This is a genomic window from Acidovorax sp. KKS102, assembly GCF_000302535.1.
In the GTDB taxonomy this organism is placed as follows: Bacteria; Pseudomonadota; Gammaproteobacteria; order Burkholderiales; family Burkholderiaceae_C; genus Acidovorax.
The window spans coordinates 1,020,284-1,032,454 of the sequence record NC_018708.1 but is presented as its reverse complement, the minus strand read 5'-3'; the positions used below and the strand labels follow the sequence as shown (position 1 = coordinate 1,032,454).

The window sequence follows — 12,171 nt, the reverse complement described above, 5'->3', positions numbered from 1 at the left end:
GGGCCAGGGCTGCCAGGCTGAGCCGAAGCAGCCCTGCCAGAGCCTCAGAACAGCACGCGGCTGCGCAGGGTGCCACTCACCCGGGCCAGCTTGTCCAGCGCCAGGTCGGACGAGGCAGCATCGATGTCGATCACCACATAGCCGATCTTCTCGTTGGTCTGCAGGTACTGGGCCGACACATTGATGGCGTTGTCCGAGAAGATGCGGTTGATCTCGGACAGCACCCCTGGCACGTTGCGGTGGATGTGTAGCAGACGGTGCTTGCCGGGGTGGGCCGGCAGCGCCACCTCGGGGAAGTTGACCGACGAGGTGCTGGTGCCGTTGTCGCTGTACTTCACCAGCTTCTCGGCCACCTCCAGGCCAATGTTGGCCTGCGCCTCCATGGTGGAGCCGCCGATGTGCGGGGTCAGGATCACGTTGTCCAGCCCGCGCAGGGGCGACTGGAATTCGTCCTTGTTGGTGCGCGGCTCGACCGGGAACACGTCGATGGCGGCGCCCAGCAGCTTCTTGGCCTGGAGGGCCGCAGCCAGCGCCTCAATATCCACCACCGTGCCGCGCGCGGCGTTGATGAGGATGCCGCCGGGCTTCATGGCCGCAATTTCGGCGGCGCCGATCATGCCTTCGGTGGACGGCAGCTCGGGCACGTGCAGGCTCACGATGTCGCTCTGGCCCAGCAGGTCGTGCAGGTGTTGCACCTGCCGCGCATTGCCCAGGGGCAGCTTGTTGACCACATCAAAGAAGGCCACGTGCATGCCCAGCGCCTCGGCCAGCACCGACAGCTGCGTGCCGATGGAGCCATAACCCACGATACCCAGGGTCTTGCCGCGGATCTCGTAGGCGTTGTCGGCGCTCTTGAGCCAGCCGCCCCGATGCGCCACGGCGTTCTTCTCGGGCACCCCGCGCAGCAGCAGGATGGCCTCGGCCAGCACCAGCTCGGCCACAGAGCGGGTGTTGGAGTAAGGCGCGTTGAACACCGCAATGCCCCGCTCGCGCGCCGCATTCAGATCCACCTGGTTGGTGCCAATACAAAAGCAGCCCACAGCCACCAGCTTGTGGGCCTGGGCAAACACCTCTTCGGTGAGCTGGGTGCGCGAACGGATGCCCACAAAGTGCACATCGGCGATCTTGCGCTTGAGTTCCTCGTCAGGCAGCGCACCGGACACCGTCTCGATCTGCGTATAGCCCGCCGCCCGGATCACATCCACTGCGGAGGAGTGGATGCCTTCGAGCAGCAGAAACTTGATCTTGTTCTTGTCGAGCGAATTGGTGGCCATGGCGATGAAGGAGAAGGGGTGAAAGAAGGAAACGTCCGGCGCGCGGCGGCGCGAACGAACCGAGGGTGCCCACGCAGGTGAACAGTCACCAGCATGGTGCATTGCACAAAACCTTGCAAGCCTCGGCAAATGCGCCACACCTTGTCACAAAAAGGTCACAATCGCACCCCTCACGGGCAACCCAAGGGGTTTCCCCGGTTGATGCATGCCGCGAGGTCATGCGACAACGACATATCAATGTCACAAAGGCTGCATAGCATCCGGCCCTTGTGCTTTTCGTCATCCTCGGAGGAAATATTCATGAAAACGAAGCTTCTGGCGGTCTGTGCTGCTGTTGCCATGTCGGTCTGCGTGCCTGCACAAGCGCAGGCTCCCATTGAGATCCAATGGTGGCACTCGATGAGTGCAGCGCTGGGCGACTGGGTCAATGACTTGGCCAAGCAATACAACGCCAGCCAGACCCAGTACAAAGTGGTTCCCACGTACAAGGGCCAGTATGACGAATCGATGACCGGTGCCATCGCCGCGTTCCGCGCCGGCAATGCCCCCCACATCCTGCAGGTGTTCGAAGTGGGCACCGCCACCATGATGGCCAGCAAGGGCGCCATCGTGCCTGCGGCCAAGGTGCTGAACGACGCAGGCTTCAAGTTTGAGCCCACCGAATACGTGTCCGCAGTGGCCGGCTACTACACCGCCCCCAACGGCCAGATGCTGAGCTACCCGCTCAACAGCTCCACCACCATCTTCTATTACAACAAGGACGCCTTCAAGAAGGCCGGCCTGGACGCCGACAAGCCGCCCAAGACCTGGCCCGAAGTGTTCGCTGCTGCCTCCAAGCTGAAGGCCAGCGGCCACAGCTGCCCGTTCACCACCAGCTGGGTGAGCTGGACGCAGCTGGAGAGCTTCTCGCTGTGGCACAACACCCTGTTCGCATCGAAGAACAACGGCTTTGATGGCAACGACGCCCAGCTGCAGATCAACACCCCCCTGCATATTCGCCACTTCGAGAACCTGGCCAAGGCCTCCAAGGAAGGCAGCTTCGTCTACAAGGGCCGCAACAACACCGCCGATGCATCCTTCCCCTCCGGTGAATGCGCCATGATCACTGGCTCGTCGGGCCTGTACGCCCGCGTGGCCAAGGAAGCGAAGTTTGCCTACGGCATCTCCACGCTGCCCTACTACCCTGACGTGAAGGGTGCCCCCCAAAACACCGCCATCGGTGGTGCCAGCCTGTGGGTGATGGCCGGCAAGAAGCCTGAGGAATACAAGGGCGTGGCCAGCTTCCTGAACTTCCTGAACGACACCAAGGTGCAGGCCGCCAGCCACCAGCGCACGGGCTACCTGCCTGTGACCATGGGCGCGTACAAGCTCACCGAAGCCTCCGGTTTCTATGACAAGAACCCCGGCACCGATGTGGCCGTGACGCAGATGATCCGCAAGGCCACCGACAAGTCGCGCGGCATCCGCCTGGGCAACTTCGTGCAGATCCGCACGATCATCGACGAGGAAACCGAACAGATCTGGTCGGGCAAGAAATCGCCCAAGGAAGCCCTGGACACCGCTGTGACCCGTGGCAACGAACAACTGGCCCGCTTCGCACGCGCCAACAAGTAAGTACGGTCCACCATCTGTCGGTGCCGCCCTGCCCCACAGCAGGGTGACACCGAAAGCCCGCCGCCCCGTCAACCAGCATGGTTCACGGGGCGGCGGGGTTTTCTTTTGGAGAGTTTCGTCATGGAAAAACGCGTACTTTTCCGCTCTGCATGGCTGCCCTGGGTGCTTCTGGCGCCGCAGCTGGTCATCATCAGCGTGTTCTTCTTCTGGCCCGCAGGCCAAGCCCTGGTGCAGTCGTTCCAGATGCAGGACAGCTTCGGCATGTCCACCGAATGGGTGGGGCTGGACAACTTCAAGGCCCTGTTCGAGGACCCTGGCTACCTGGCATCCTTCAAGACCACGGCCTTCTTCTCGATCCTGGTGGCAGTGGTGGGCATTGGCCTGTCGCTGATCCTCGCGATCTTTGCCGACCGCATCATCAAGGGCGCCATCGTCTACAAGACCGCCCTGCTGCTGCCCTACGCCGTGGCCCCTGCGGTGGCGGGCGTGCTGTGGATGTTCATGTTCTCCCCCTCGCTGGGTGTGGTGGCGTACATGCTGCGCCAGTCGGGCTTTGACTGGAACCACATGCTCAACTCCGACCATGCGATGACGCTGATCGTGATTGCTGCGGTGTGGAAGCAGATCTCCTACAACTTCCTGTTTTTCCTCGCAGGCCTGCAGTCCATCCCCAAGTCGCTGATCGAAGCTGCCGCCATCGACGGCGCCGGCCCCTGGCGCCGGTTCTGGAGCATCCAGTTCCCGCTGCTTTCGCCCACGACGTTCTTCCTGCTGGTGATCAACGTCGTGTATGCGTTCTTCGACACCTTTGCCATCGTGGACTCCACCACGCAAGGCGGCCCCGGGCGCGACACCTCCATCCTGGTCTACAAGGTCTACCACGATGGTTTCAAGGCCATGGACATGGGCGGTTCGGCCGCGCAGTCGGTGGTGCTGATGGCCATCGTCGTGGTGCTGACGGTCATCCAATTCCGCTACGTCGAGAAGAAAGTGCAGTACTGAATATGAAGCACCCCCTGAGTCGCTTCGCGCCTTCCCCCTCCAGGGGGACGCCGCCCTCACTGCGGGGCGGCCCTTGCTCGGCAGCCTTCGCCTGCGTCGTGCCCTTTGCGGGCGCAGCGGGCCATGCTTCGATCCTGAAAGATTCCAATGGTTGAACGTAGTCCTTATCTCACCGCGTTCTCGCACCTCATCATGGTGCTGGGCGTGATCATCGTCGGCTTTCCGCTGTACTTGGCCTTCGTGGCCTCCACGCACACGGCGCAGGACATCGTGCAGGTGCCCATGCCCATGGTGCCCGGCAGCAACTTCTGGCAGACCTACCACGATGCGCTGTTTGGCGGCGGCTCAGGCCCCGGCTCCAGCGCCCCTGTGGCCCGCATGATGTGGGTGAGTTTCATCACCGCCATCGTCATTACCCTGGGCAAGATCGCCATCTCGCTGCTGTCGGCGTTTGCCATCGTGTACTTCCGCTTTCCCTTCAAGGGCATCTGCTTCTGGCTGATCTTCATCACGCTGATGCTGCCGGTGGAAGTGCGCATCGGGCCCACCTACCAGGTGGTGTCCAACCTGGGCATGCTCAACACCTACGCGGGCCTCACGGTGCCGCTGATCGCGTCAGCCACTGCCACCTTCCTGTTCCGGCAGTTCTTCCTGACGGTGCCCGATGAGCTGGTGGAGGCCGCGCGGGTGGACGGCGCCGGCCCCATGCGCTTCTTCAAGGACATCCTGGTGCCGCTGTCGCGCACCTCGATTGCCGCGTTGTTCGTGATCCAGTTCATCTACGGCTGGAACCAGTACCTCTGGCCCCTGCTGGTGACCACCTCCGAGGACATGTACCCCGTGGTGATCGGCATCAAGCGCATGCTGGCCGGCGGCGACGCGGGCAACGAGTGGAACATCGTGATGGCCACAGCCCTGCTGGCCATGCTGCCACCCGCCTTTGTGGTGGTGGTGATGCAGCGCTGGTTCGTCAAAGGCTTGGTGGATACCGAAAAATAAGACAAAACCCCTGCAAGCGCTTGTTCAATAAGCCCCTGTAGCTATCAAATTCATTGCATATATGGCATCCCTCTCTCTTCGCAACATCGTCAAGCGCTACGGCGTGGGCCCCAAGGCCAACCAGGTCATCCACGGCGTGAACGCCGAGATCAAGGACGGCGAGTTCGTCGTCATCGTCGGCCCCTCGGGCTGCGGCAAGTCCACCCTGCTGCGCATGGTGGCGGGCCTGGAAGAAATCTCCGGCGGCGAACTGCGCATCGGGGACCGCGTGGTCAACGACCTGGAACCCGCCCAGCGCGACATTGCCATGGTGTTCCAGAACTACGCGCTGTACCCGCACATGACGAACTACGAGAACATGGCCTACGGCCTGAAGATCGCCAAGGTGCCCAAGGAAGAAATCCAGCGCCGCGTGGACAAGGCCGCCAAGATCCTCGAACTTTCGCACCTGCTAGAGCGCAAGCCGCGGGAACTGTCCGGCGGCCAGCGCCAGCGCGTGGCCATGGGCCGCGCCATCGTGCGCCAGCCCCAGGTGTTCCTGTTTGACGAGCCCTTGTCCAATCTGGACGCCAAGCTGCGCGCCCAGACCCGCCTGGAGATCCAGAAGCTGCACCGCGAGCTGGGCATCACCAGCCTGTTCGTGACGCACGACCAGGTCGAGGCCATGACGCTGGCCCAGCGCATGATCGTGATGAACGCGGGCAACATGGAACAGTTCGGCACGCCCGAAGAGGTCTACCACACGCCCGCCTCCACCTTCGTGGCCAGCTTCATCGGCTCGCCCCCCATGAACCTGCTCAAGAACGCCCCGGGCGCCAAGCCGGGCACCATCCTGGGAATCCGCCCCGAGCATCTGGACGTGGGCAGCGAGGGCTGGGCCGTCACGGTCGAAACCGTGGAACTGCTGGGCGCCGAGCGCCTGATCTACGGCCGCCTCAACGGCGAGCAGATCATCGTGCGCGTGGAAGAAGGTACCCACGCGCCGCAGCCCGACGCGGTGATCCATGTGCTGCCGCGCCCGGACCGCCTGCATGCGTTCGATGCCACCACGGGCAAACGCATTCCCGGCTGAGCCTGTGCAGCCGGGTGAAGCCGTCCGCACCGCGCAAGGCATTCTGGCCACCGTGCCGGTGCTGGCCTCGCTGCACCTGGCGGAAACCCGGCAGTTCTACGTCGAACGGCTGGGCTTCACCGCGCTGCTGGAGATGGACAACTACCTGATCCTGCAGCGCGACGGGTGCGAACTGCACTTCTGGCACTGCACCGAGCGCTACATTGCAGAAAACACCTCGTGCTACGTGCGTGCAGACACTGACTTGCTGCACGCGGATTTCACGGCACGGGGCCTGCAACTGGCGCCCCCTACCGTCCAGCCCTGGGGCATGAAGGAGATGTTCGTCATCGACCCCCACGGCAATCTGCTGAAATTTGGTGAACCTGCATGAGCGCACCCTCTTCCCCCCTCGCCCCCTGGCCCTACCCCCGCTGGATCGCCCACCGTGGCGCAGGCAAGCTGGCCCCTGAAAACACCCTGGCCGCGTTCCGGCTGGGCGCCCAGTACGGCTACCGCATGTTCGAGTGCGACGCCAAGCTGAGCAGCGATGGCGTGCCTTTTCTGATGCACGACGCCACGCTGGAGCGCACGACCAACGGCCACGGCACCGGCGGTGATCTGCCCTGGGCCGAGCTCGCCCAGTTGGACGCCGGCGGCTGGCACTCTCGCAGCCACGCGGGCGAGCCCCTGCCCACCCTGGAGAACCTGGCGCGCTACTGCATCGCCAACGGTTTTTTGCTGAACATCGAGATCAAGCCCACGCCGGGGCAGGAAGAAGTGACTGGCCGCGTGGTGGGTGAATACGCCGCGCGGCTGTGGCAAGGCCAGGCTGTGCCGCCCCTGTTCTCGTCATTCAAGCCCGAGGCACTGGCCGGTGCCATGGCCACCGCCCCCCAACTGCCCCGCGCGCTGCTCATCGACGCGCTGTGGGACGGGTGTTTGGACAAGGCCCAGGCGCTTGGCTGCGTGGCCATCGTGTGCAACCACGCGCTGTGGGACCAGGCCCTGGTGGCCCAAGTGCACGGCCTGGGCATGCGTACGCTGAGCTACACGGTGAATGACGACTGGGCAGCGCAGCGCCTCATCGCGCTGGGGACTGACGGCATCATCACCGACCGGGTGGATTTTTTCTCGCCTGCCAAGCCATAGGGCACCACTTCACCAAAACACCCCCCATCCCAATCCAGCGGCCACCGTGGGCCGGCCTCACCGGGCCACTGGTGGCGTCCCCCTTCAGGGGGAAGGCGCGTAGCGCCTCAGGGGGTCAATCCATCTTTGCGCCGGACTTCTTGACGGCATCCGCCCAGCGCGGCATCTCGGCAGCCAGGAACTTGGCAAAGTCGTCCGCGCCCAGAAACGCCGGGTCTGCGCCCTGGCTCACCATGCGGTTGCGCACGTCGGGCATCTGCAGCACCTGGCCAAAGGCGTCACTGAGCTTGTTGACCACGTCCTTGGGGGTGCCTGCGGGCGCCAGAAAGCCGTAGAAGCCCACCACCTCAAAGCCCTTGATGCCGCTCTCGATCACCGTGGGCACCTCGGGCAGCGCGGGGTTGCGCTCCTTGCTGGTCACGGCCAGGGCGCGCACCTTGCCTTGCTTGTGGTACGACGCAGCCTGCGGAATGCTCTCGGCCATGAACTGCACCTGCCCGCCCATGAGGTCGGTGAACGCGGGGGCGCTGCCCCGGTAGGGGATGTGCACCATGAACAGGCCCGTGGCCGTCTTGAACATCTCGGGCACCAGGTGGCTGATGCCGCCATTGCCCGCCGAGCCAAAGTTGACCTGGCCGGGCCGCGACTTGGCATAGGCCATGAACTCCTGCAGGTTCTTGGCGGGCACGCTGGGGTTGACCAGCAGGGCCAGCGGCTGCATGGCCGTGCGCGCCACGGGCACAAAGTCCTTCAGGGTCGCGTAGGGCAGGCGGCTGTACAGCGCGGGGTTGATGACCATCACCCCCGTGTTGGCCAGCATGATGGTGTGGCCGTCCGGGGGCGCTCTCATGACCTCCTGCGCGCCCACGGTGCCACCGGCACCGGCCTTGTAATCCATCACCACGGGTTGGCCCAGCACGGTCTGCAGCTTGTCGGACAGCAGGCGCGCATGCTGGTCCAGCGGCCCGCCGGCGGGGAAACCCACCACGATACGAACGGGCTTGGACGGAAACGCCTGCGCATGCACGGCGGCAGCCAAGGTCAGGCCTGCGGCCAGGGTGATGCAGGTACGCAGCAGCTTCATGGGGGTGTCTCCAGCTTTGGTTGTGGGTGTGAGGGATGCTTGCCGCTTCCGTCGACGCGGGCCATGGCGGCCGCGCGGGAAGATGCAAAGAGGCTATCAGACACCGGGGCGCGGCAACGCTCCAGAGCACCTCTCGCAAACCCTCAAAACATGTGACGGCTTGCTGAAAGCTTCAGGTCTTCCAGCCCCGCACCAGCACCCACTGGCAGGTGGCGCAGGCCACGACCAGCGCGGCATAGGTGAGCATCTTGCCGTCGCGCCCCCACAGCACCAGCCCTGCGGCAAGCACCGCCACCCCCACGGCAAACAGAATCACCCCACGCAGCCACACCGACATCGCAGAGGCACTGCGCGAGCCCACCAGACGGCCCGAAAGCACCAACACCAACGCCATGGCGGCAGCGGGTGCAACAAAGTTGAGGAGGTGGTTGGCGATGTCCAGCGGACCCATGGAATTGACCCAAATCAAGGCTTGAACAAGCAAGGCCGCCTGTTCGGGCCAACAATTTTATAATTGCAGCTTATGGCAGTCTGGGCCCTCGGCATCAACCACACCACCGCGCCGCTCGATCTGCGTGGTCGGTTTGCGTTTGCGCTCGACCAGATTGCGCCCACATTGCACGGTTTGCGCCAGTCGCTGGGCAGCAACACCCGGCACCCGGGGGTGGAAACCGCCATCATTTCCACCTGCAACCGCACCGAGATTTACTGCGCCGCCGAGGCGCCGGCCATGGACCACACACTGGGCTGGCTGGCCCAGAGCGGTGGCGTGAGCCCCGCGCTGCTGCGCTCGCACTCCTACACCCTCGAAGACAGCCTTGTCGCACGCCACGCCTTCCGCGTGGCCAGCGGGCTCGATTCCATGGTGCTGGGCGAGGCCCAGATCCTGGGCCAGATGAAAGACGCGGTGCGCGCTGCGGAGACAGCTGGCGCCCTGGGCACTACGCTCAACCAGCTGTTCCAGCGCAGCTTTGCCGTGGCCAAGGAGGTGCGCACCAGCACCGAGATCGGCGCACACAGCATCAGCATGGCAGCCGCCGCCGTGCGGCTGGCCAGCCAGCTGTTTGAAGACCTCTCCAAGATCCGTGTGCTGTTTGTGGGCGCGGGCGAGATGATCGAGCTGTGCGCCACGCACTTCGCGGCCAAGAACCCCAAGGCCATCGCCATTGCCAACCGCACGCTGGAGCGCGGCGAAAAGCTCGCCACCCGCTTTGGCGGTGAGGTGATGCGCCTGGCCGACCTGCCCGAGCGTCTGCACGAATTCGACGCCGTCATCAGTTGCACCGCCAGCAGCCTGCCCATCATCGGCCTGGGCGCTGTGGAGCGCGCTTTGAAGAAGCGCCGCCACCGCCCCATCTTCATGGTGGACTTGGCTGTGCCGCGCGACATCGAGCCCGAGGTGAAAGCCCTGGGCGATGTGTATCTCTACACCGTGGACGACCTGGCCACCGTAGTGCAGACCGCGCAGGCCAACCGTCAGGCCGCCGTGGCGCAGGCCGAGGCCATCATCGATGCCGGTGTGCAGAGCTTCATGCACTGGATGGAGTTGCGCAGCCCCGCGGCTGCCGAGGGCGGCGTGGTGCCGCTGATCCAGCAGCTCAACGCCCAGACGGACGAATGGCGCGCGCTGGAAATCGCCCGCGCCAAGAAGCTGCTGGCCAAGGGCGAGGACGTGGACGCCGTGCTCGAAGCCCTCTCGCGCGGCCTCACGCAAAAGATGCTGCACGGCACCCTGGCCGAGCTGCGCGCGGGCGATGCCGAGATGCGCGCCCAGACGGCCCAGACCGTCTCGCGCCTGTTCCTGCGCTCGCAAAGCAAGCCCCCCCACAACAACGGCCTGTAGCGGCGCTCGCCCGCTCCACAGCCGTTCCGATTTGAGTCAAATCGGCCCCAAGCGCATGATCTATCTGCGCTACCAGCTACCAAATCTGTAGCAAATCCTTTTCCCAGAATTCCATGAAACCCTTTCTCCGAAGCCAGCTGGAGCGCTACGCACAACGCCTGGGCGAACTCGACTTTCTGCTCTCGCGCGAAGACATCATGAGCGACATGGCGCAGTACCGGCGCATCTCCGTCGAACATGCCGAAGTCACGCAGGTCGCAGGCCGCTACGCCCGCTACCAGCAGCGCGAGGCCGACCTCGCGGGCGCGCGCGAGATGCTGGCCGACCCCGACATGGCCGAGATGGCACAGGAAGAAATCACCAGCGCCGAGGCCGAGCTGGTGCAGCTGGAGGATGAACTCCAGCGCCTGCTGCTGCCCAAGGACCCCGACGATGCGCGCAATGCCTTCGTCGAAATCCGCGCGGGCACGGGCGGCGATGAATCCGCCCTGTTCGCCGCCGACCTGACCCGCATGTACACCCGCTATGCCGCCACCCAGGGCTGGAAGGTGGAGATCATGAGCGCCAACGAAAGCGAGCTGGGCGGCTACAAGGAAATCGTGCTGCGCGTGGAGGGAGACCATGTGTACGGCGCGCTCAAGTTCGAATCCGGCGGCCACCGCGTGCAGCGCGTGCCCGCCACCGAAACGCAAGGCCGCATCCACACCAGCGCCTGCACCGTGGCCGTGATGCCCGAGCCCGACGAGCACCAAGCCATCACCCTGAATCCGGCCGACCTGCGCATCGACACCTTCCGCGCCAGCGGCGCGGGAGGTCAGCACATCAACAAGACCGACTCCGCCGTGCGCGTGGTGCACTTGCCCACCGGCATCGTGGCCGAATGCCAGGACGGCCGCAGCCAGCACAGCAACAAGGCGAAGGCGCTGCAGGTGCTGCAGGCCCGCATCCAGGAGAAAGAGCGCAGCGAACGCGCCGCCAAAGAAGCCGCGCTGCGCAAGGGCCTGATCGGCAGCGGCGACCGCAGCGACCGCATCCGCACCTACAACTTCCCGCAGGGGCGCCTGACCGACCACCGCATCAACCTCACGCTGTACAAGCTGCTGGCCGTGATGGAAGGCGACCTGGGCGATGTGCTGCAGGCCCTGCAGCATGCCCGCGAGGCCGAGCAGCTGGAAGAGCTAGAGATGGGCGCCACCGGGTGAGCCGGGCCAGAATTTGAGACAAATTGGCTGCTAGCGCTAGATTCATATGCCTGAACAGCTATCAAAACAATAGTGAACCACACCACCTCTCCCACCCTCGCCCAGGCTTTGGCGCAGGCCCACACCCTGGGCCTGGCGCGTATCGACGCGCAACTGCTGCTGCTGCACGCTGTGGGTCGCCCTGACGCAGGCCGAGCCTGGCTGCTGGCGCACGACACCGAAGCCATGGACGACACCGTGCACGCCCAGTTCATCGCCCTGTGCCAGCGCCGTTTGGCGGGCGAGCCGGTGGCCTACCTCACCGGCCGCAAGGAGTTCTACGGCCTGCCGCTGCAGGTGGACGCGCGCGTGCTGGACCCGCGCCCCGACACCGAAACCCTGGTGGACTGGGCGCTGGAGGTGATCGCCCCGCTGGCATCGCCCCGCGTGGTGGACCTGGGCACCGGCAGCGGTGCCATTGCCCTGGCGCTGCAAAGCCAGCGCACCGACGCCCAGGTGCTGGCGGTGGATGCTAGCGCCGATGCCCTGACCGTGGCGCGGGCCAACGCGGAGCGGCTGGGCTTGCCCGTACGGTTTCAGCCAGCGAACTGGCTGGCTGGGGTGGAGGGAGAGGGCCTGTTTGACGCCATCGTCTCCAACCCCCCCTACATCCCCAGCGCCGACCCACACCTGGCCGCGCTGACGCACGAGCCGCTGCAAGCCCTGGCCAGCGGCGCAGACGGCCTGGAAGACATCCGCACCATCGTGGCCCAGGCGCCCACCCACCTGCGCCCCGGCGGCTGGCTGCTGCTGGAGCATGGCTACGACCAGGCCCAGGCCGTGCAGGCGCTGCTAGCCACCCACGGCTTTGCCCAGGTGCAAAGCCGCAATGACCTCGCTGGCATTGCGCGTTGCACAGGCGGGCAGTGGCCTGCGGCACAGACAGTGAAATAATCCACCCCATCGCGGGC

The 12,171-nt window shown here is 64.9% G+C and carries 12 protein-coding genes; 9 read left to right on the top strand and 3 right to left on the bottom strand.

The genetic code is table 11. The annotated features are described in order from the left end of the window. Nucleotides 1-44: 44 nt before the first annotated feature. Nucleotides 45-1,274, bottom strand: coding sequence for a phosphoglycerate dehydrogenase (gene serA / locus C380_RS04660; RefSeq protein ID WP_015012738.1), 1,230 nt, complete (start codon nucleotides 1,272-1,274; stop codon nucleotides 45-47). 300 nt (nucleotides 1,275-1,574) lie between these two features. Here serA and ugpB point away from each other — a divergent pair, with 300 nt between their 5' ends. The 6 genes from ugpB to ugpQ all read left to right on the top strand — a co-directional run bounded on the left by ugpB (nucleotide 1,575) and on the right by ugpQ (nucleotide 7,092). Continuing rightward, complete coding sequence (gene ugpB / locus C380_RS04655) at nucleotides 1,575-2,888, top strand: sn-glycerol-3-phosphate ABC transporter substrate-binding protein UgpB (protein WP_015012737.1); 1,314 nt, start codon at nucleotides 1,575-1,577, stop codon at nucleotides 2,886-2,888. Between the two features lie 120 nt (nucleotides 2,889-3,008). Continuing rightward, entirely contained in the window at nucleotides 3,009-3,890 is an 882-nt protein-coding gene (ugpA, locus tag C380_RS04650) for a sn-glycerol-3-phosphate ABC transporter permease UgpA (RefSeq protein ID WP_015012736.1), read from the top strand. 147 nt (nucleotides 3,891-4,037) lie between these two features. After that, the gene (gene ugpE, locus C380_RS04645; protein ID WP_015012735.1) at nucleotides 4,038-4,889 is read left to right on the top strand and encodes a sn-glycerol-3-phosphate ABC transporter permease UgpE; all 852 of its coding nucleotides are present in this window, start codon (nucleotides 4,038-4,040) and stop codon (nucleotides 4,887-4,889) included. 61 nt (nucleotides 4,890-4,950) lie between these two features. Continuing rightward, nucleotides 4,951-5,961, top strand: coding sequence for a sn-glycerol-3-phosphate import ATP-binding protein UgpC (locus C380_RS04640; protein WP_015012734.1), 1,011 nt, complete (start codon nucleotides 4,951-4,953; stop codon nucleotides 5,959-5,961). Beyond that, a complete protein-coding gene (locus C380_RS04635; protein WP_238544070.1) occupies nucleotides 5,921-6,334 on the top strand; it encodes a VOC family protein in 414 nt (137 codons plus the stop codon). The genes C380_RS04640 and C380_RS04635 overlap by 41 nt, the downstream gene beginning before the upstream one ends. Then, nucleotides 6,331-7,092, top strand: a complete 762-nt coding sequence (ugpQ, locus tag C380_RS04630; RefSeq protein ID WP_015012732.1) for a glycerophosphodiester phosphodiesterase — start codon at nucleotides 6,331-6,333, stop codon at nucleotides 7,090-7,092. The genes C380_RS04635 and ugpQ overlap by 4 nt, the downstream gene beginning before the upstream one ends. Before the next feature lie 115 nt (nucleotides 7,093-7,207). Here the strand turns inward: ugpQ and C380_RS04625 are convergent, their stop codons facing one another. Continuing rightward, nucleotides 7,208-8,176, bottom strand: a complete 969-nt coding sequence (locus tag C380_RS04625; protein ID WP_015012731.1) for a tripartite tricarboxylate transporter substrate binding protein — start codon at nucleotides 8,174-8,176, stop codon at nucleotides 7,208-7,210. 172 nt (nucleotides 8,177-8,348) lie between these two features. Beyond that, entirely contained in the window at nucleotides 8,349-8,627 is a 279-nt protein-coding gene (locus C380_RS04620) for a hypothetical protein (RefSeq protein WP_015012730.1), read from the bottom strand. 72 nt (nucleotides 8,628-8,699) lie between these two features. Between C380_RS04620 and hemA the strand changes: the two genes are divergently transcribed. The 3 genes from hemA (at nucleotide 8,700) to prmC (ending at nucleotide 12,154) form a co-directional block, all read left to right on the top strand. Further along, nucleotides 8,700-10,019, top strand: a complete 1,320-nt coding sequence (hemA, locus tag C380_RS04615) for a glutamyl-tRNA reductase (RefSeq protein WP_015012729.1) — start codon at nucleotides 8,700-8,702, stop codon at nucleotides 10,017-10,019. A 113-nt stretch (nucleotides 10,020-10,132) separates the two neighbouring features. Next, nucleotides 10,133-11,221 carry a peptide chain release factor 1 gene (gene prfA, locus C380_RS04610; protein WP_015012728.1) on the top strand — a complete coding sequence of 363 codons (1,089 nt, stop codon included), beginning with the start codon at nucleotides 10,133-10,135 and terminating at the stop codon, nucleotides 11,219-11,221. 72 nt (nucleotides 11,222-11,293) lie between these two features. After that, nucleotides 11,294-12,154, top strand: a complete 861-nt coding sequence (gene prmC / locus C380_RS04605; protein WP_015012727.1) for a peptide chain release factor N(5)-glutamine methyltransferase — start codon at nucleotides 11,294-11,296, stop codon at nucleotides 12,152-12,154. The last annotated feature ends 17 nt before the right edge of the window (nucleotides 12,155-12,171 follow it).

What these genes read in the sequence shown, in the direction of transcription:
- serA (WP_015012738.1), bottom strand. Translation starts at nt 1,274, where the DNA reads ATGGCCACCAATTCGCTCGACAAGAACAAGATCAAGTTTCTGCTGCTC.
- ugpB (WP_015012737.1), top strand. Translation starts at nt 1,575, where the DNA reads ATGAAAACGAAGCTTCTGGCGGTCTGTGCTGCTGTTGCCATGTCGGTC.
- ugpA (WP_015012736.1), top strand. Translation starts at nt 3,009, where the DNA reads ATGGAAAAACGCGTACTTTTCCGCTCTGCATGGCTGCCCTGGGTGCTT.
- ugpE (WP_015012735.1), top strand. Translation starts at nt 4,038, where the DNA reads ATGGTTGAACGTAGTCCTTATCTCACCGCGTTCTCGCACCTCATCATG.
- C380_RS04640 (WP_015012734.1), top strand. Translation starts at nt 4,951, where the DNA reads ATGGCATCCCTCTCTCTTCGCAACATCGTCAAGCGCTACGGCGTGGGC.
- C380_RS04635 (WP_238544070.1), top strand. Translation starts at nt 5,921, where the DNA reads ATGCGTTCGATGCCACCACGGGCAAACGCATTCCCGGCTGAGCCTGTG.
- ugpQ (WP_015012732.1), top strand. Translation starts at nt 6,331, where the DNA reads ATGAGCGCACCCTCTTCCCCCCTCGCCCCCTGGCCCTACCCCCGCTGG.
- C380_RS04625 (WP_015012731.1), bottom strand. Translation starts at nt 8,176, where the DNA reads ATGAAGCTGCTGCGTACCTGCATCACCCTGGCCGCAGGCCTGACCTTG.
- C380_RS04620 (WP_015012730.1), bottom strand. Translation starts at nt 8,627, where the DNA reads ATGGGTCCGCTGGACATCGCCAACCACCTCCTCAACTTTGTTGCACCC.
- hemA (WP_015012729.1), top strand. Translation starts at nt 8,700, where the DNA reads ATGGCAGTCTGGGCCCTCGGCATCAACCACACCACCGCGCCGCTCGAT.
- prfA (WP_015012728.1), top strand. Translation starts at nt 10,133, where the DNA reads ATGAAACCCTTTCTCCGAAGCCAGCTGGAGCGCTACGCACAACGCCTG.